Source organism: Psychrobacter sp. CCUG 69069 (genome assembly GCF_021023115.1).
Classification (GTDB): Bacteria; Pseudomonadota; Gammaproteobacteria; order Pseudomonadales; family Moraxellaceae; genus Psychrobacter; species Psychrobacter namhaensis.
Genome location: NZ_QQAI01000006.1, coordinates 107336 through 128515, shown reverse-complemented (window position 1 = coordinate 128515; position 21180 = coordinate 107336). Strand labels below are relative to the sequence as shown.

At 45.2% G+C, this 21180-nt stretch carries 12 protein-coding genes; 5 read left to right on the top strand and 7 right to left on the bottom strand.

What is annotated here, in order from left to right:
- Positions 1-61: 61 nt before the first annotated feature.
- Positions 62-1711, top strand: coding sequence for a Si-specific NAD(P)(+) transhydrogenase (sthA, locus tag DVY93_RS06130; RefSeq protein ID WP_230709770.1), 1650 nt, complete (start codon positions 62-64; stop codon positions 1709-1711).
- Positions 1712-1798: 87 nt separating this feature from the next.
- Here the strand turns inward: sthA and DVY93_RS06125 are convergent, their stop codons facing one another.
- The 5 genes from DVY93_RS06125 to DVY93_RS06105 form a co-directional block, all read right to left on the bottom strand.
- Positions 1799-3001, bottom strand: a complete 1203-nt coding sequence (locus DVY93_RS06125) for an ABC transporter permease (RefSeq protein ID WP_193006171.1) — start codon at positions 2999-3001, stop codon at positions 1799-1801.
- Positions 3001-4326: an ABC transporter permease gene (locus DVY93_RS06120; RefSeq protein WP_198334072.1), complete on the bottom strand. Its 1326-nt coding sequence runs from the start codon at positions 4324-4326 to the stop codon at positions 3001-3003. Before DVY93_RS06120 ends, DVY93_RS06125 begins: the two co-directional genes overlap by 1 nt.
- Positions 4327-4329: 3 nt before the next feature.
- Entirely contained in the window at positions 4330-5538 is a 1209-nt protein-coding gene (locus DVY93_RS06115; RefSeq protein ID WP_230709767.1) for an HlyD family secretion protein, read from the bottom strand.
- Between the two features lie 48 nt (positions 5539-5586).
- Positions 5587-6450 carry a YihY/virulence factor BrkB family protein gene (locus DVY93_RS06110; protein WP_230709765.1) on the bottom strand — a complete coding sequence of 288 codons (864 nt, stop codon included), beginning with the start codon at positions 6448-6450 and terminating at the stop codon, positions 5587-5589.
- A gap of 102 nt (positions 6451-6552) precedes the next feature.
- Positions 6553-8211, bottom strand: coding sequence for a TolC family protein (locus tag DVY93_RS06105; RefSeq protein WP_230709763.1), 1659 nt, complete (start codon positions 8209-8211; stop codon positions 6553-6555).
- Between the two features lie 360 nt (positions 8212-8571).
- Here DVY93_RS06105 and glpK point away from each other — a divergent pair, with 360 nt between their 5' ends.
- The 4 genes from glpK (at position 8572) to DVY93_RS06085 (ending at position 13408) form a co-directional block, all read left to right on the top strand.
- Entirely contained in the window at positions 8572-10164 is a 1593-nt protein-coding gene (gene glpK / locus DVY93_RS06100; RefSeq protein ID WP_198334069.1) for a glycerol kinase GlpK, read from the top strand.
- Positions 10165-10682: 518 nt separating this feature from the next.
- On the top strand, positions 10683-11153 hold the full coding sequence (locus tag DVY93_RS06095) for a hypothetical protein (RefSeq protein WP_226949493.1): 471 nt from the start codon (positions 10683-10685) through the stop codon (positions 11151-11153).
- A gap of 303 nt (positions 11154-11456) precedes the next feature.
- Positions 11457-12485 carry an endonuclease/exonuclease/phosphatase family protein gene (locus DVY93_RS06090; protein WP_230709754.1) on the top strand — a complete coding sequence of 343 codons (1029 nt, stop codon included), beginning with the start codon at positions 11457-11459 and terminating at the stop codon, positions 12483-12485.
- Between the two features lie 230 nt (positions 12486-12715).
- On the top strand, positions 12716-13408 hold the full coding sequence (locus DVY93_RS06085) for a TetR/AcrR family transcriptional regulator (protein ID WP_193006223.1): 693 nt from the start codon (positions 12716-12718) through the stop codon (positions 13406-13408).
- 175 nt (positions 13409-13583) lie between these two features.
- Here DVY93_RS06085 and DVY93_RS06080 read toward each other — a convergent pair whose 3' ends face one another.
- Together DVY93_RS06080 and DVY93_RS06075 are read right to left on the bottom strand one after the other, a co-directional pair.
- Complete coding sequence (locus tag DVY93_RS06080; protein WP_230709753.1) at positions 13584-18896, bottom strand: DUF11 domain-containing protein; 5313 nt, start codon at positions 18894-18896, stop codon at positions 13584-13586.
- 148 nt (positions 18897-19044) lie between these two features.
- Positions 19045-21126, bottom strand: a complete 2082-nt coding sequence (locus tag DVY93_RS06075; RefSeq protein WP_230709752.1) for a DUF11 domain-containing protein — start codon at positions 21124-21126, stop codon at positions 19045-19047.
- Positions 21127-21180: the final 54 nt, after the last annotated feature.

Below are 21180 nucleotides of genomic sequence, written 5' to 3'. Positions count from 1 at the left end.
TTGAAAAATATCAACTCTTACATACACACCTTAAATAGAACCAATAAATAAAGAGGACACCATGGTAAGTAAAAGTGCAAGTGACGAGACCAATGATACGGGTAAAGACGTTCATACCGAAGTATCAAATAAATCAAGCGGACACGTGCCAAGCCCTGAACATACCGAAGGTAAAAACAAAAAGCAAAAAATAGAGCAAACCCACGAGCAGGTCACTGATGATGTCATGCATCATCCTGACCTTGTTAATCCGCTCGATGACACGCGAATTGATATCAAATCCGGTTTTACTAAAGACTCTCGCCGTCTAAAAAGTGACAATCACGAGTATGAATACGATGCCGTTGTTTTAGGGGCAGGTCCAGCTGGTGAAGCGGCGGCCATGAAGCTGACCAAATCTGGCAAAAGAGTCGTCGTGGTCGATCCGCGTGACCAAGTAGGCGGTAATTCAACTCATGTCGGTACCATTCCCAGTAAGGCATTACGCCAATCCGTATTTAACTTGATTAACTTTCGCCGTGATCCTATGTTTACCAAGGCGATGGAATATAAGCAAGTGCCGCTAAATGAAGTGTTGGCTAAGGCGCGTCAAGTGATCCGTCGTCAAGTCAGTACGCATACACGATTCTATGAGCGCAATCGTATTGAAGTCATTCAAGGGTGGGCGAGCTTTGTCGACGCCCACACGCTGCGTATTGAAGTGGATGACAATGTTTATGAAACCATCACTTTTAATAAAGCGATTATCACCGTCGGTAGCCGTCCTTATCGTCCTGATATTCTAGATTTTAACCATCCACGCGTTTTTGACTCTGACAAAATCTTGCAAATGGATTATGTGGTTAAAAAAATCATCATTTATGGTGCCGGGGTCATTGGTTGCGAGTATGCCTCTATCTTTACCGGTCTTGGCTATAAAGTTGACTTAATCAATAACCAAGATCAGCTACTCAACTACTTAGACAGTGAAATTAGTGATGCTATCGCGCATGACTTTAGACAGTTTGGTGTGCTTATCCGGAGTAACGAAGAGATTGACTATCTGGAGACTCATGATGATTACGTGGTCTTACATCTAAAGAGTGGCAAAAGAATCAAGTCTGATGCCATTCTCTGGTCAAATGGTCGCTCAGGTAATACGGAAGGTTTAAACTTAGAAGCCATTGGTCTCAAAGCAAACAGTCGTGGTCAATTAAAAGTGGATGACACGTATTGTACTGAGATCGAAAATATTTATGCGGCTGGTGATGTCATTGGTTGGCCATCGCTTGCGTCTGCTGCTTATGACCAAGGGCGCTGTGCCGCTGCCTTTATGGTGGGTGACAGTGATGCTGAGCCAGTATCTAGTGTACCGACGGGTATCTATACGATTCCTGAAATCTCATGTATCGGTAAAACAGAGCAAGAGCTGACGGATGAAAAAGTCCCCTATGAAGTGGGTCAAGCGTTCTTTAAACATTTGGCACGGGCACAAATCATCGGTGAACGTTCGGGCGTATTAAAGATATTATTCCATCGTGATACGTTAGAAATTCTAGGTATCCATTGCTACGGTAACCACGCTTCAGAGATTATCCATATCGGTCAAGCTGTGATGAAGTGTAAGAGCAACAATACGCTTGAGTACTTTGTAAATACGACTTTCAACTATCCAACGATGGCAGAAGCATACCGCGTGGCTGCATTGAACGGCTTGAATCGGGTTTTTTAAGATCTGACAGTCTAAAATAAATACAAAAAGCGCCCACTAATGTTGTGGGCGCTTTTTTTTGGCTGATTGTTGTCTGTTAAATGTGCCTTAGAGCAAGGCGTTATCTTGCTTTACAGAGTTGTGCCAGCGGATCAACATGAGCAGGACAAAGTAACATACCCATAAAGCAGCAAGCGCATAAAATCCAGTAGCGACTTGTGAGACACTGGCGCCCATTTGGTTCAGCTGGACAGAGGTGTTAATAGCAGGGGTGGTGGGTATCAACCAACGTATTATTTGTAAAAACTCGGGCAGCTGGTTGGCTGGCCATGGATAGCCACTGACAAAAAACATGGGTAGGGAGCTGAAAATCAAAATTTGCATACTGCGCTCACGCTGACGGAACCAAAGCCCCAGTACGCACCCAAGCGTCGCCACGGTCGGACAAAACAGCAGCAGAAATAGCAGGCTGCCAAGCATGTTTTGCCCGCGCGGATAGTGATGTAGCTCAAATGCCCAACCATAATAAAAGCAGCCAACAATGAAGCTGAACATACTAAGCGCCGTAATACGCCCAAGCCAGCCACGAACACTGGTGGTATGGCGACGTTGCTCATATAGCGTGCCAATTAGCATCGCCGTCGCTATTAAAAGTGTTTGTTGCAAAATAAGAATAGAGACCGCTGGCACGACGTACGCGCCGTAACCTTCTGTTTGATTGTATAAAGGAGTAATCTCTAATGGCACCGCTTGAGTGTTGGCCGCTGCCGTCGCTAAATATGCGCCTTGTGCTACCTCTTTTTTAACCTCAATACCGGCTGATACCGTACTAACGGCTTTTAAGAACCCCATCTGTACGTTTTTATTTAACAGAAAATAACCACCATTACCAAGGACGCTGACGTAAGCGGCTTTTCCAGACAACACTTGCTGCTCAAGTCCGCTTGGAATAATCATGTATCCAGCGATTTCATCTGACCACATGGCTTCTTTAGTTTCTTGTTCATTGAGAAAGTGTCTTGTATCCAATTGGGGGCTGGCACTGGCATAGCGCACGATGGTTCGTGATAGATTGCTATTGTCGTTATCAATGATACCAACTGGCACATGATTGACCACTTCTGTTGAATACGGCCAAGGGTAGAAGAAGCCATAAATGATAGGGGCAATCATTAATAGTAAAAGAACGCCTTTATCAGAAAAGATATCTGTTATGGTTTGTAAAAAACTGCCTAAAAATTTTTGTGAGGACGAGTGTGCTTTTGAGTCTGCTGCTGTGGTAGACACATTATGGTGTGATGACCGTGACATTAGCGTGCCCCCCAACGTTCAGGATGCAAAAGTGCGCGTTTGGTTAATAACGCGGTCAAAAACAGCGCAATCGATGTCGCAAGGGTAAGCCCATAAACAATCGGCAACGACACCGCCACAGGCGCCTGCATCTGCAATTGTGCAATGTGCAGCTTTAGATAATGGGTCAGTGGTAGAGCGTTGGACCAGCGCTGGGCGCTGTCACTAATGGCCATATAAGGAAAAGTGACGCCAGCAAAGGCGTAAGAAGGTGCTGACATAAACGCCGTAGAAGACAGGCCCATCCGTAACGAGAATGAGCTTAAGGTAAAAATAGCACCGAGCCAAAAGGACAGCGTCAGCAGTAGTATCAGACCGATATAGGTGACCGTGACTGAGCGGATGGCAATGGATTCTTGGGGGGTGGCAAACCAGAGCGCTAACATCGCCCAACCACTATAGGCCAATATCGGCCAAAAATATTTCCCCAGTAAGCCAAACAACAACACCAAAACGTCTATTTGTTCGGTAGCTGTGCTTTTACTAGGGATCTTATCCTTTTTGCACCCTTCTTGACGGTTTTTTGGATGATCTGTTGCTAAGATTGATTTTGTTTTACGGTGCGTCCATAAGGTCAAGTTAGGCGGGCTGGTATTAATAAAACGATACCAGTGCCCAAGTTTTCTATCACGCAGCTCACGGCCCATGGTCGTCGCACCGATAACCATGGCCAAAATGTGTAGCAGCGCAGGAATAACGGTTGATGCTAAAAACTGCTGATAGTCGGTTGCTGCGTTAAATAGGCTGATGCGTTGTATTTTAATCGGTGAGTAAGCGATTGCTGCTTGCGACGGCGCCATGCCTTGCTTGATTAAACGCTGTATCTCAACGCCTGCTGATAATGTACCTGCGATGGTTTGGACACTGGTTTGAATGATACCTGAATGCGTACCGTACTGAGCGTTTACTTGCAAAATCAGTGGGGCTGGCTTGCCCGATAAAATATTGCGAGAAAAGTTATGAGGAATAACGACGATAGCATAAATATCACGTTGCAAGATGGCTGACTCTGCCTCAGCCTCTGAATAATACCGCTGTTTTACCGTCAGAGTAGGGCTGGCTTCTAAGTAACGTACGGCAGTGTGGGCAATAGGGCCGCTGTCTTGATCGATGACCCCAATGGGTAAATCTGTTACCTGAGTGCGGGAAAATATCCACCAAATCAGCAGCACAGTTGCGAGTGGTATCCAGACTACCATGGTAAAGTCCCATGGGTTTTTGGCTAAAAACCGTCGCTCGTAGGCCGCGCTACGTACAAAAGCCCCACTTAGCTTAGTCAGGCGCATGGCTTACTCTTGGTTTTGATTATTAGGGGCGGGATTGATACGTACAATAACGCTCATACCTGAGCGAATACGTGCATCAGGAGTCGTTGGCCGTGCTTTTACTTCAAAAGTACGTACATCGAAGCCGTCATCATTGTTGGTCGGGCGCCAAGTAGCAAAGTCAGACAGCGTCGACGTGGCATAGACGGTAAACAGTTTGGTATAAGGTTTATTGGCTGACGAGAGTGCAGGAATCGTACCAGTAAACTGCTGACCAATCGCAAACTGATTCAAATACGTCTCGGTGACGTTTAGCACCACCCATTGATCATTGGTGTTGACTAACGTCAAGATAGGCACGCCTTGACCGATAACTTCACCAGCATTAACAATGACATCATCAACAACACCAGCGATAGGGCTTGTTAAATTGGCTTCTTCTTTTGCTACCAGTGCTTCTTCTAGTTGGGCGTCGACTTGTGCGACTTGCGCCATCGCGGCTGATTTGTCTTCACTGCGTGCCCCTTCCATCGCCAAATCATACTGCAAGCGCGCGGCTTCGGTTTGATCTTGAGTGGCTAGGTATTGTGCATACGCCTCATCGCGTTTTTGCCGTGCCATTAGCCCTTCTTCATAAAGGCGGTTGACGCGCTGATACGTGTTTTCTGCCAAATCAGACGCGGCCTTATTGGCTTGCCATGCCGCTTTTGCTTGAGCGATCTCTTGTGGACGGGCACCATTTTCTGCTTTGTCTAACTGACTTTGTGCCATTTGCTTGCCGGCCCGTGCTTGATTGATCTTAGCGTTAATTTCAGGCGAGTCCATTTCAATCAGCTGTTGACCAACCGTCACCATATCACCTTCTGTTACTAAAATTTGAGCAATCCGGCCTGGCACTTTTGCCGCAATGGACGTTTGCTGCATTTGCATTTGTCCTTGTAGCGTCACAACTTGCGGCTCGCTGTGCTGATTACTCTTATACAGACCATAAGCGATGACGCCCACTACGATCAAAAAAAGTAAAGCGAGCAGTCCTTTTTTTGTCATGGCGGGCTTATTTGTTTTTGCAGGTGTGCGTTGATAATTGGGCGCCGCTCTCGATTGGTCAGCAGGGCCTTCATCAACGTCAGGGCTGGCAGGTGTTTGCTCATTGTCGTGGCTGTTTGGTGTGGTTGATGATTCTGAGTCGTTTAACTTGCGTGAGTTGTCTGATCCGTTGGTAGCGTCAGTCATGACAGTGAGATTCCTAAAGCCATAAAGTTGAGAGTAAAGGGTTTATTACTAATACATACGAACCGCATAAGGTTTGGCGCTTTCTAGGATTTCAGAGTTAAAAATAGCCCCAAAGGCGATGATAAATGCTGAATAATAAAGCCATAGCATAATGACCACGGCTGCTGAAAGCGCGCCAAATTCAGCGCTGTAGTTATTAAAGTTTTGCACATAAATCGAAAATAACACAGACAACACAATCCAGAGGACAGTCGCTAGAGTGGCGCCTGGCATCAGTTTTTTTAGCGCTCTGGCATCACGGTTTGGGGCTAGGCGATATAGGCTTAGAAAGCTTAAGAAGATGATACCAGCCAATATCGGCCATCTGCTCCAAAGCGCAATCGTCTTAGCGACTTGAGGGAAGGGAAAATAGGCGGCCCCTAAAGGAATAATAGCAATCGAGGAGATCGCTATGATCAAAACCACGACCGCGCCCAAGGTCAAACCAAGCGCTCGAATCGTGCGTTGTATAAAGCTACGTTCTTGAGAGATATGAAAGGCAAGATTGATAAGGATAATCAAAGACTTTATGCCTTTAGAGCCAGCATAGAGAGCGAGCAGGCTCGATATAATTAGGCTAAAAGTGAGTGTGGACGTGGTGTTAGAGAGTAACTCGCTTAAACGTGCGTTAAGGATGTCATAAACACTATCAGGGATAAAGGCACGTAACAACGAGATCTGTGCTTGTATCTCAGTGGGGGTAAACGCGAGACCATAAAGCAGTACAAACACGGCCATTACTGGAAAAATGGACAAAAAACCAAAAAAACCGACGCTTGCGCAATGCGCCCAAATATTGGAGTTGTTCGCAATACGCCACGTTGCTAACAAAGGCTGTAGCCCACTTGGTAATTTAGAAGTTATTTTTGTCATAAAACAGTCATCCACAATAGGGTTAGTAATGGTATGAGTCGTTGCGTGATAATCGGTATCAGCGTCTATCAACACGCCCTATGATTTTGTAACATAAAATCGTTATTCAGTATACAAGGTCGGCAGCCGAATGTCGGCCGCATTGAGATAAGCGTTAAAGGCGAGAGGTGTACCGCAGCTTTGCATAAGGGCGGCTAATGACTGTACATAACTATTCGCCGCTTGTGCTTGTTCAGTACGTGCTTTGAGGGACTGCGTTTGTGCTTGTACCACATCGATTGGCGTATTCACACCTTCTTGCAATCCCAATTGACGCAAACGCAGTACCTCTGCGGCCAAATCTACATTGCTTTGTAACGCCTGATAACGTGACTGGGCATTATTGACATCGTGCCAGTTCTTCTCAACCAAGAGTAATAGGTTGTCACTGACTTCAATCTCAGACAGGTCCGCTTGACGTATTTTGGCGTTACTCGATGCCAATGACGCTGTTTTATCGATTCCACCCCACAGCTTCCAGCTGGCAGATATTCCGGCGACCCAGCTGGGGTCTTTTTCTATTTGTCCGTAGCCATAGAGCATAACGGTCGGTTTATAACCGGTGTCTGATAGGGCGTGTAACTGCTCAGCCTGGGCTCGTTTGGCAGCGACTTTTTGTAGCCCCGGGTGATTACTGAGCGCCAACTCTTGAAAGTAGGTGACGTCTGGTAAAGGACGACTGGAAACAAACAGAGGGGTCGTGGGTTTGATGCGATAATCAGTACGCAGTAGGCGTTGTAGCGCCATCATAGCCAGACGGGCATCATTATTGGCATTGACTGACTCACTCTTTGCATCAGCCAGTGCGGACTGGGCTTCTAAGCGATCCACACGCGAGATAAACCCTTCTTCAAAAAGGCGCTGCGCCATATGGTCGGTCTGCTGTAACGTATCATAAGCGTCTTCACGTAAATAGGCGGCAATGATCGCCAGTTGTGCCTTAAAATAGCGCTCAATTAAGGTGTCATAAAGCTCATTGGTGTCCAACAGACTGTCTGCTACGGCTTCTTGGGTGCGGGCATTGGAGGCGGCTGTCAAAGCAGTGGTGCGTCCAGCCGTATAAATTGGCCACACCACACCAAGACCTGCCCCAGCTGTTGAGCCCGAGCGCTTTAATTCGTATGAATCTGGAATACGTTCACCAACCAACTCACCGAAGTTTGGGAGTTCTAAGGGTGGTGGAATGGAGGGAATCACATCATCAACACTCGTGTTAACGTCATTCACAATGTTGTTTTTGAGCGTCGATAAGTCAACATCCGCGTCTAAGTTGTAAGCACTGGCTGATACTCGGGCAAATAGCAAAGGGTTATCTATGGTTTTGAGCGCGTCAGTTTGATACTCGCTGGCGGCAATCGCTGCTTGATTGGCAGCAATTTTTGGGGAAACTTGCAACAAAATACGTTGCGCTTGCTCAAGGCTTAATAGGCTAGATACTTCTAATGGATAGCTGTTATCGATACGTTTGCGGGTAATAGGGTCGATAAGAGGTGTCAGCTTACGCTGTTGCTCAGTGTTAGCGGGCGTGATGTTGTTTGTAGTGCTCGCGTCTTGAGCAAGGCTTTGGTCATCAGCGTCCACAACTTGCGTCACAGTGACGGACGTTACTTCATTTTGCGCCCCAGTGTTATTCTCGTTGGCGCTTGCCAAGGCAGAGGTAGTTAAGCCCATGAGCGTAACCGTCAACACCGCAGTAGACAGAGTTGATAAAGCAAATTTCATAAGTCACATAAGCCATTAATTAGAGTACAAGGTATTTGATTTTAGAGTCACGTAACCTGTTAAAAATATCGACTGACGTCGCTAACTCCCATTCATGCGAGGACGATAGTGTAGACTGTCAACACAGTCGCGCGTTTTGTGACCAATAACAAAGCGTACACTGTAGTGCCACAATAGTGACGGGTCAATGCTCATTATAGGCTTATTTTTCATTGAATGACTGCCGTTTATGTGCTATGTATCTTAACTAGCAAGACGTGAGGGATGGGCGTTGATAATAAAAAACATAGGCGATTAGAACAGAGACGGCTGTAAAATCCCAAATGACAAAAATGTATAAAATAAGACAGGATGTGAGTAATGACAGGATATATTTTGGCGTTAGATCAAGGCACAACATCAAGCCGAGCGATACTGTACGATGATCACGCGCGTCCGATCAAAATGGCGCAGCAGCCAACGATATTGAAAACACCGCAAGTGGGGTTTGTCGAGCAAGACGCGCAACAAATCTGGCAGACACAGATTAGCTGTGCGCATGACGTCATCAATCAGGCAGGACTGCTTGCCACCGATGTCACCAGTATTGCGATTACCAATCAGCGTGAGTCTATTGTCATTTGGGATAAGCAGACAGGCAAACCCTTAGCACCGGCCATTATTTGGCAAGATAGGCGTACGGCAAGCTATTGTAAAACGCTTGCTGCTGAGCGCGCGAGTAGCATAGCTAGTGACAGTCATGAGGACATGGCAAGTGCTGTGCAACGTATCACAGGCTTGCGCTTAGACTCGTATTTTAGTGCCAGCAAAATCGCTTGGTTACTAGAGCATAATCCCAAGTGGCGTGCACGCGCCAATAAAAATGAATTGGCTGTTGGTACCATAGACAGTTGGCTCATATATAAGCTCACTGGCGGTGAGCATGTCATTGATGTGACCAATGCTTCTCGTACCCTATTATATGATATTCATAAAATGGCGTGGTCAGAAGAGCTGTGCGCCTGTTTTGCGATACCAATGACGATGCTGCCCAAAGTACTACCCTCTGATGGTGACTTTGGTAAAACCAAAAAAGGGCTGTTTGCCAAACAAATCCCCATCCATGCAGTACTGGGCGACCAGCAGGCAGCGCTTTTTGGGCAAGGTTGTCTTGATGCGGGTATGGCAAAAAACACTTATGGTACCGGGTGCTTTATGCTAATGAACATTGGCAAAGAGCCCAAGCTTAGTGAGCATAAGCTATTGACCACCGTTGCTTGGCAACGAAAGTCTGCGACCACTCGTCCAGAGAGTCTCTCGTTTGATCAGATCGTACAATCCGGTCGACGTATGCTACAACCACCCAAAAAAGAAGTGACTTATGCGTTGGAGGGTAGCGTGTTTATGGCTGGCGCCATTGTCCAATGGTTGCGCGATAATTTGGGTATGATTCAACAAAGCAGTGAGATCGAGGCGTTAGCGCGGCAAGTCGACCATAGTGGGGACGTGGTATTGTTACCTGCATTCACAGGGCTTGGTGCCCCTTATTGGCGCACGGACATCAGCGCGAGTATCACGGGTATGAGCCGCGGCACGACCAAAGCCCACATTGCCCGCGCCGCTTTAGAGGCGGTCGCTTACCAGTCTTATGACGTACTGATCGCCATGCAAAAAGACAGCCCTCAGCCTCTCACCGAGCTAAGAGTGGATGGCGGGGCGGCCAACAATGACTTACTGATGCAGTTTCAAGCTGACTTATTGGATGTGCCTGTACTGCGTCCTAAGGATACAGAGATCACTGCCAAAGGAGCGGCACTACTTGCTGGGTTAAAAGCGGGTTTATACGATGAAGCAACTATAAAAACCTCATGGCAAGTTGATCGGGTTTTTGAACCTAAAATGTCTGCTGATATCCGCGAGGCGCATCTGCACAAATGGCAGCAGGCTATAAATAGAGCTTTGAGCGTCGTATAAGTCGCATAAATAGTTAAGCAGAGTCGTTAAACCGCGCTAACCCCTGAGCGGCTAATTACCTAAAAGGCTCTACCGTTCTACAGAACTGATATAAAGATACAGGCTGTAACGCAAGACAATCGTAACTCGGACAGAGTTTACATAACCCATCTATCGATCTTTGGCCATAAATTCCTATACTTTATTTAGACAAATTAAGTAAGACCGCTAATTCTTATTAATCAATAAATTAGCCTTTAATAACTCTAATATATAACAACGAATTTAAGGACAATACTATGAATAACGATGGCCGCATTACAGACCCTAATAATCGTGTAATTGATGATGACTACCGTGAAGTAGGGGATAGAGAGCGCATCATTGATGACAATGAACGTCGATTAACGGATCGTGATCATACGGTAACCGGTAATCGAGTCGTTAGACATGAAAACGACAATATCGTAGATGACCGCGTGGAACGGGACTATGTTGCAGGTGATCATGATGCTATCGATCGTGACGAAGTAAAACATATGTCAGACGAAACAAAAGAAGATTTAAACGCTGACATGATCACAGGCGAGCCAGGTTCGCATCCAGTAGGTACAGGTATTGGTGGAGTGGGCGGTGCCGCAGCAGGTGCCGCGATCGGTACCATGGCAGGACCGCTAGGAACTCTAATTGGTGGTGCTATTGGCGCTATCGTTGGTGGCGGTGCTGGCCATGCAGCAGCAGAAGCGATTGACCCAACACGTGAAGAAGCGTACTGGCGTGCAGAACATGCAAAGGCGGATTACTACAGAGAAGGGTATGACTTTGACCGGGATATGCATCCAGCTTATGCAGTTGGTTACGCCAATCGCGCACGCTATCCTGCGGATGCCCGTTTTGAAGATCATGAAGCCGATTTAGAACGTTCATGGCATGAAGTCAAAGGTGACTCTCGTATGGAATGGAATGATGCCCGTAGAGCATCACGTGATGCTTGGAATCGCGTATCATAGAGCTAAATGAGTACGACGTTATGAAGTATGACTAATAGCTGACTTCATTTTAGTAAGCCAACAATACAAAATCTTACTATCTCATCACTAAAGTTAGTCTGATTGTAGATATTGGTCTACAGATGAGAAAACCAAACTAATTTATGTTATTTTAAAGCCTCCAAAGGTCTCTTTGGAGGCTTTTTTATGGTAGATCCTACTATGAGATGGGTTTTACTATGAATTAGTACGGTTTGATATCTTAATATCAGAGGCGTGTAATTGTAATAAACTGGGATTAATGACGATAATTATAGGTAATTTATGACCAATGATGCGAATGGAAGCCGACAAAAGCAATTCTACATAGCAACGGCTAATTTACTGAATCTTGCTAATCCCAATCGTATCTATTATGACAATGCGCCCGCTTATACCGATAAAGAGTACCAACATAAACTGCGCGGTATTAGTGATTTATTAGCAAAGGCCCATGCCGATATCATTGCTGTACAAGAAGTGTGGGACAGTAAGGCGCTTGAAGCATTGGCTGTCTCATTAGGTTTTCAGCCTGAGCATGTGGTGATTCCATTGGCAAGCAACGACAGTGCAAGTCCATATACGCAAGGTAAAGGGGCGCAACATACGCCAGCTGTCGGTATTATCAGTCGCTTTAAGCAATTAGAGAGTCGTTTGCTCGAAGACGTGGTACCAAAGGCGGTGATTGATATTCCTGATATTGGTCCTTATCAACGGTTTAATCGTCCGCCCTTACTCTTACGTGTCAACGCCTATGGTCAGCCAATCACTATCATTACCGCACATCTAAAAAGCAAACGCGCTTTTTTCTTGCGTGATGAAAACGGGGCGCTACTAGAAGACATGGACGATCCAAACATTCGAGTCCGTGCCAAGCTTCGTAGTTTGTGCATGCGCGCCGCAGAAGCGGCCTCTATTCGTCTGTCGATCATTGAGCGCTTGCATCATACTCGTGAGCCATTGATTTTGTTAGGTGATATGAACGATGTCACGGGTAGCGTGACCACGCAATTGATGAGCGAGACGGGTGAAGTCAACTACGATAAAAGTATGCGTGACGTTGCGTTGTTTGATGCCGCTCGTATTCAAGCGCGTTATGGTTGGATGAAAGATGTGGCATACACCCATATATATCAAGGTATGCCAGAGGTGATCGATCAATTATTTGTTTCAGAAGAGTTCTTACCTGATAGCAAGTTTTCACTGGGTCGGGTCGAGCGGGTTGACTATTTTAATGACCATTTGAAGTGGGATTATGCAGATAGGGTCATCGATCATGGTATTATAAGAGCGCAAATTAAACTTAACGACTAATTTTATTACATTGAATGGTCAACTCTACTAAATTGTTGGCCCCCACATTATTTTTAACCCATTTATCTCCCTTGCTTGATAGTGTACAAGCGTTTATGATGCCTCTCCATTAGCCTTAATAGTATTAGCGCTATACTATAGCTAATAGGAAGTAATCCTTCAATTTGGGATGAATACTATCCACTGAAGATTATATTTATAAAATAGGGTGTAACATTAAGAGACTTATGATGAGCGAAAACAAAGACGAAAAAATTGAAGATGTGTTGGTAGACTCGGAATTGGCAAAAAAACTGGTACCAAACAAGTTCAAATTTACCAGTCAACAAGGCCGTGCGCGCCGTCAAAAACTTTTGGCTGGGGCCAAAAAGTTGAGTGAAACACAGGCTATTAACGATATTACCTTAGCTGCTGTATGTGAAGAAGCAGGTATTCCAAGAGCCTCTGCTTATCACTTTTTTCCTAATATCGAAGCAATATTTTTAGCCCTACGCTTTTTGAATGCTATCGAAATATTGGAGATGGTAGAAACGGTCGATATTGGTAATTATGACAGATGGCAAGGGTATCTCACCGCACTTATCGATAAGTGTGTGATGATATTCCATAGCGATGAAACCAAAGCCAAGCTGATTTATGACACCAACACGCCTGACTTTGAAGGTGATAGCTTTGGCGAAGATATAGATCATCAAATCGTTGATTTGGTTTATAAGCGCTTATCAGAGCGTTATGAGATGCCAAACTTCGATGATATTCAAGACACCTTGTTAATTGCTTATAGTATTGTCAACGCTATATTCACGTTGTCTTATCGCCGTCATCAAACGATTACCAATGACTATATTCAAGAAGCAAACACCGCGTTTATTGCTTATTTACGTTGCTATCTGCCAGAAAAACTTCCCCGTAAAAACCGCTAATGTGGATGGTTTAGGCATAGGTAGCGAGTATAGAAGAGCCGGCATACCATGTCGGCTTTTTTGTGGTTGTATTTATAGGTCGGCGTTCATTTTTGCCAGCGGCAAACTTTAACGCTCGTGTTGTCATCAGTAAATAGCACGACAATATGGATAAATTATAAGGTAGCAGTATTGGTTAGAGCTTTTTTTTATGTGGGTCATCACGCGTGAATAAGTCTTCATCAAATTTAAAGCGTAGTCTAAAGTAGGCGCCTTGTTGCGTGGTGTCATCATAAGCGATGTCTTCATCCTCAAAGCCCATAAAGTTATAACCCAATGACAACCAAAGATTGGTCATCGGGCTATAACCAACTTCTGCACCCAGCATATAAGTCATATCATCCGCTTGTTTGTTCCAATAAGTGCCCGCTTGTAAGCCGATATCCCAGCGCTGACTAACATCATAAAGACCACGAGCGTAAAGCGCGTGAGCTGTATTGTCACTGCTGATATTATCGGCACCAAACTGAGTGTACTTACCTGCGTAGTGCCCAGACAAGGTGAGGGGCCGCGTTGGGTGATAATTACCACTCAAAGACCAAACAACCGCATCTTTTTGATAAGCATCGTCGCCTGTACTGTTATCATCTAAGCGATACTCAAGCTTCGCCAGCATGTCTAGCTGATTGCTATCATAATCACGATACGCGGCGCCAAGTTGGAAGCGGTTGATTGTACGCACGCCATCATCATAGGTGACTTGTGAGTAGATGTCTTTAGCCAGTAAAGTGACGTCATCGGTATAGCGATAAGCAATGCCAGCGCTACCTAACAACGTATCACTGGTCTCACCCCAGCGTTTTTCAAGACGAGCAGAGGCTTTATAGTCTTCTTTTGCAAGATACTCAACGCCGATACCGGCTGCCGTTGCGGTATTTTCGGTATCGCCTTCTAGGGATTCAACCCGTTCAAACAAAGTGTTTATCGTTAAGCCTTGCTGAACATACCATTTGTTTTTTAGGCCAATAGCCGCTTCAGCTTCGCGGGCGCTGATGGCGTCACGCATACGATATTCGCTATAAACTTTGCCGTCTTTCATGTAGTTGGCATCAAAACCAACCACCGTACGCTGCCGCTCTTCCGTATCATCCAAACCATAGCTACCAGATAGACTGTTGATTAAGTCATGACGAGCGTACAGACGCCCCAAGGAACCTAGCGGCGTCTCACCGCCAATAGATGTGGCATTGCGATCACTGTTATCAATATCTTCCTCATACTCTGCAAACACTAAAGAGTTATTTAGCTTTGGTAAACGTGCGGTGAGCCGCGCTCGGGCCGTGATACCTTCGATGTCTTTTTCAGCATCATTGACACTATTCAGTGCTGATTGATTGATGATGTCATCATTAAAGACAGTGTCGTCGGTAACATCTACGACGTCTGTGGCTGCTTGGGTATTGCGTGAGGCCGCAGTGGCCTCTTGTTTATAATAACGTACACCAATCTCGCCTACGACATTGGTACTCAAGCGTTGCTCAATGCTGGCCAAAATACCTTCTCGGCTGGCTTTGGTTGTGTGATCTTTAGTGTGTACGCCTTCAAATTTTAGGGCGGTATTTTTATCATTGATTAAGTGAGTGACCTCAGCGCCTGACTCTTCACGGCCAGCCGTTTGTGGCGAGGCACCAGTCACAAAACCCTCATCAGTGTCTTTATAATAAGCTTTAACACGGGTGTTTTTCTTATTATCAAAATCGAGCTCGACACGTAGCGCATTGCCCTTAGCGTCACGTCCGTCTAATTCTGTCGTATTAACCTGATTGCTGGGCTGAAAATTTGGGTTTTCAGTTTTATTCATCGCGTATTCGGCAACCAGCTTTAGCGTATCATTGAGTTTAATGACGCTGTTGACGCTTGCCAGTTCTTCTTGATTCAGCGGGTCGTCACTATGAATGTAGCTACCGCCGATAGCGATTTTATCAGTCAGCTGTTGCTTGGCAGCAATACCGCCGACCAAGTACTCTTCGCCGCCTTCGTCTACTTCTACCGTGACACGTAGATAAATAGGGTTGCCATTGATGTCTTGGCTAGCAATAGGCGCTGTTAGAAATAAGCTGCGACTAATAGGATCAATCTCATAATCAGCAAAACGAGTAAGCGTCGTGCGTTGAATGATCAATCCAGGATTGTTTGCATCACGCGTGATCACTTCAACGGTTTCTGAGTTTTCTACAACGGCGTCAAAGTTTTCGCCCAATGGATAGGGGCCGGATATGCCTAAGCCGCGAGTCTCATTGACGCGCTGGCTAGTGCTGGTTTCGGCCATGAAGGCAGTAATGCGAGTATTATTGTCTTCATACTGAGCTTTTATACCGGTCAACGTACGGTTGTATTGACCCAGCTTGATACCTTCATCGTTATCAATTTGAGTTTTTAGGTCACCATACATCGCAAACGAACGACCTTTGTCCAAGCGCACATAAAGCTTGCTGGTAGACTGCGCATCGAAGCCTTTGGCTGATGAGTCGCCGTATACAGGATAATACTCGCCAGGCTCGATATCACGGAACAAACGCTCGCCTTTTTTGTCACTGTCGTAAGCCAATGTCAAAAGATAGTCGCCGCGCACCTTACCTTTGAGAAACATCGCCGCACGACCAGAAGCCGTATAGTTATCATCGCCTGCAAAGTCGTGGAGTTCTTGCTCGAATGCACCTTGAGCATCAGTGATGCTATCGCCATCGAAGTCTTTGAGCGAGACAGTGCCTTCAACGATACCAACGGCAATGAGTGGACGTAGTTTGGCCGTGAATTGTAACGGAATGATCTGTTTACGACTGCCCGTGTCAATGACCAATTCACCTTTACCTGGTGCGCTTGGCGCGGTCACTGGTATTAGTAGCTCGCCACCAGAGACGATAACTTGAGTGCCCGCTTGCTCTTTACTGCTGTCATTAAGATTGACACGACCAATATTGGTATCAATGGTGATTGGTGTTGAGGCGATATAAGGGCGGCCATCACGATCTTTTAGGCTGATAACGACTTGGTATTCGCTTATGCCATCAGCTGCGACTAGTTGCGTTTGGGTACGATAATCGATCGCTTGTAAACTGTCAGGGGTTAATACTTTGATGGTCTGCTCAGAGATAACGTTACCGTTTACGTCAGTAGCCACACCGCGTAAGGTGTTGTGGCCGCGCTGTAAGTCAACGGCATAGTAGTCAAAAGCAGTAACACGCTGCTTTTCTTGCTCAGCGGTTTTACCGATTTGCTGCTCTGATACTGCTTTTCCATTGGCGTATAGGGTGAACAGTGAGCCAAGTGGCGCTTGTACCTGTACCAGTTGTTTATACGTGCTCAGCTGCTGGCCTTCGCCAAGATTAATAAAAGCCACATCATTACTAGCCACTTCTTTTAGGTACTCTTCTAGCTCTTTTTCTACCGGAGGCACAACAGTAGTAGTCGACATATTCACACGATTGGCAGCGGGATCAGTCATTTCATTGACAATAGCGGAGTCACAATTATTACCCAAATCTAGATCAGCGTTGACATTACAGCCACTAGCATCTACGTTATCCGTGTTGTCACGATCGTAGTCAGGGTCTAAAGTCAGCTCGGTTTTTACTGCTTGCTCAAGTGTGTCGTTTTTAGCACTCACGGATTGACTACGAGCGATCAGCTCTATGTTTAAGCGCTCAGTGCTATTGCTCGTATCGCCAATAACTCCGAAGTCAGCCCGATGCAATTCACCGTACTTTAAATCCACGAAACGGCTACCTACATCCCCAGTATTACGGTTACTTTGGGTGATCATGTCGGTGGCATGAGGAAGCGTCGTACGGTCAACTTTTAGGACGTGAGTCTTGGCGCTCACACCATAGAAGTTATACTTACCTTGAGGATCGGTAATGACAAAATTACCGTTTTCCATGTAGATGCGCACGCCTGCAACGCCAAGCTCGCCATCTTCTTTTTGTTGAATGCCATCACCGTTGATATCGTGGTAGACCTTACCGATGATGATGCCATCGGTATTCATGACCCCACGCTCTACATCAATTTTCCATTGGGCTTCTCTTGATGCTAAGCGTTGACCTTGCTCATTATGAGCAATGGCAGTTGCACGATTGATCCCATCACCGCCCAATGATGAAGCGCCGATCAGTACACGGTATGTGATTTTTTTACTTTCACCGTTTGCTATATTACCCAAGTTTAATACCTGATATTTACCGTCAGCTTTAAACTCAGTGGTTTGTGCTTTATTGATGTCGATATCAGTAGTTTGACTGAGGCGCACGCTACCATCCACATAGTCAAAACCACGTGGTAAGGCATCTTTTAGTTGTACATCAAAAGCCGTAGAGTTGCCGCTATTGGAGACATTGATGGTATAACTGACGTAATCACCAATCTCAGCACTTCTCACGTCACTTTCTTTGGTCACAACGAGGCTTGGGTTGTCATCGATGACACTGATTTGCGTATCTAAGTCATCGATATGTGCCGTTAAGTCGCCATCGTTCGGTAGCTGGTCATCTCCCGTGCCGACAGAGGGCGCGATACAAGCGTTCAAGCTAGCAGTTAAGGTATCGTTTGCTAACGTCTGAATGAGCTTGTCATTGACAGCATTGGCATTGTTTTGTGTCGGTGCAGACAACTGATACTTACCCGTACTGTTGCCCGTTTCAAGCGCTTTCAATGAGTATTTGTCACCAGTCAATAACGAGGTGATCGTGACCCACACCTGATCTGGCTGATCTAGCTGGACGTTACATGGCGCGTAGCTGGCATCGACATAGACATTCTCACCGATTTGTAAGGTGGTTTTATTTTCATCAAACCCAGAGGTCGTGAATTTTATCTCAGGTTCAACGATGAGTAACTCATCTATAGCATTAGCGGCTGACACTGATCGATCTTCTAATACAACTGCCCCCATCTTAACGCTGGCAGTGTCGCCACTCTTACCATTAGGATCTGACAAAGCTTGTACGATAAGCTGGATGCTTTCGCTATGTCCAAGCTTAATTTGGGTGGTAAAATTTTTATCGAAAAAAAGCTCTACACGTCCTTTGTCTTTTAGCTCCTGATAAACTTTTACATTAGAAAGGGTAGGAGAGATATCTAACGTTAGCTTAACAGTTTGATTGCTATAACTGGTGTTACTTAGGACATTAACCCAGTTTACCAAGGCATTGGGCATGACGGTATGTACCGGCTGCTGAGTCAAACCAATACCGTACTCAGGCAGATGGGAGGCTTTGACTTGTACTTGATTTGAGGCAGTAGCAATCGCTGTGTCATTTTGGCTGTTGACGTGATAGCTGGCATTGGCAATATTATTGATGATCTGCAACTGAGGGTTTGCTGCTGGAGTTGAGGCATTATCTGCGATCGCGATGTTCGATTGGATAAGTAACATGGCTAACGTCAACGCAGAAATCTGAACGCTGCGTAATGACGTGGGTTTAGACAATGTCATTGACTGCTCTGTCATATGTCGCTTATCCAATAAAACACACTGTTTGATTTAGAGTACTTTAGCCGCATGGTTTTTAGGTGAAGGCAGGTCTATAAGCCCCGTTAGATGCTTATAGACCTTAAAACTATCTATTTGAATAAAATTGACGATACAGAGTGATCGTTTAACGATTATTTTTAATCTTCACTCTGAAACTCAGTGTCGCTGTACCTTGAGGCGCTAGAGTAGAAGCAGTAGTGCTAATAGCAGTACTGTCCACAGTAGGACTGGCAATAGTAGATCCAGCAGTTGCGGAAGACGTCGCCGAATTTGTTACATAGTCAGCACCGGCTGAAAATTGAGACAATGCATCCGAGATGTTCAAACCTGTAATGGCAAAACCTAATGGGGCCGCAGAAGAAGTGTTTTTAGCATCGATTCTATAAATCACACATTGATCAGGTTCTGCTTGTTCGATTGGATCTTTTGTGAAGGCGATTTCACTTGCTCCTGAAATGTTGCCATCACAGTTGATGTCTAATGCTTGGAACTTATCTAACGTTAGGCCTTTGACAGTGGTAGTGTCTGTTACCGGATTTACTGTAGGGGCACCTTCACCATTCAAAATTAACTTAACAACAGTGTTTTCTTTAGTGGGGGTGTCAGAATCTGCTGATGTGAAAAGTGGGGCTTTAATTGACTCTACTTTATAATTAATAGTGACAGTCCCATTAGTTGCTATACCGCCAGGTAACGCGGTATGGATATCATATACGCTTACACCATTTTTAAGGGTAGGGGATATAGGTATGGGCTCTCCTGTGGCGATATTGCCAGTACCGTCCGCATCATAAGTAATAGTGACATTACTAGAGACGACACTAATGGCATCAGGCGTATTACCATCATCATCAGTAATAGTGAAAGTCAACTCACCAGCGGTATCGCCTTCGACGTCTTGACCCTTATTGGTAATAACTGTTTGATGGGTAACTTGACCATCAGTACCGGAAGTGGGCGCAATTTCTTTAGTAGTAACACCACTTAGACTGAGAGATCGCTTGATAGTTAATAATGGCATAGTTGAGTCATCACCTGCACCAGTTGATATCTCGCCATTGAGATTGTCAGTATCGTCAGTAGCATAAAATGTAGAAACGTTTTCAATACTACTATCTGTACTATCGATAAGTGTATTGTTTGTGAGAGGGTTGTCATCTAAATCATCAGTGACTTTAGCATGGTTGATGGCGGTTGTAGGGTTAAGTGCGCCTGATCCATCTTGTTTTACTTTAAAGACGATGGTGATGTTTTGACCTACTGGGATGTTGATACCAGTAATATTGAAGCCGGTATCACCTGCGTTACCAGTATCAATAACTCCTTTAGTAGCCTGGCCACTGGAAGTGATGTTAGCCGATGACAATGCTTCTGCAAGTACGAGACCAGGTGGCAACATATCTGTGATAGTAATATCAGTAGCATCAGCGTTGAACGCAGTATTGCCATCATTATTTACGACAAGCTGGTAAGTAGCAGTATCATTAATATCATTGAGATCTAAAGCATTGGTAATTATCTTAACAATCTCGAAGGTAGGTAGTTTTGTGAATGAGCTATTAGTATTCGTAAGGCTAGAAGTTGAAGCAGTTGAGTTAGCCGCTAAAGACGCACTAGTAGCAGATATCTGTAATGTTTGAGTACTACCGCCTTTGTTGCCTGTAGTCTTGGCGTTAATAGTAAAGTCAATATACTGACCTTTTTCTAGAGGGAATGCTTGGCCGTTAGCGCTACTGTAATCCATGTTTGCCTGAGAGCTAATTACCGTGCCATCTTCGGCATATATAACGTATGAAACATTCGAGTTCACTACATCATATCTATCGGGAGTCCCATCCAGAGTTATAGTATAAGTATCAGTACGGTTACCCGTATTTGTTAACGTATGCTTAAAAGAGGCAAACCCATTAGGGGCTACCTCTTGTTTAATGTTTGCATCATCACCTTGTGTACCGCCTACTTCTGAATCGTCATTCTGCGCAACTAATGAGAAAGATACTTGTTCTGATACAACAATTTTTACTATGTTAGATGTGACACGAGGCTGCGGCTGACTGCTTACATTGTAGGTAGCGCTAGCTTGGTTGGTAATATCGATGGTTGTCGTAGTAGAGCCACTTGTAGCTGCGTTAGCCGTAGAGCTGATACATAGTACAGCGGCAATACCAGTGGCTAACAAGCTGTAATTGAAAAGGTGTGTTTTCATACAAAGACTCCGAAATTAAAGAAGGACTAGAAACTGGGATTCAAGAGCAGTAAC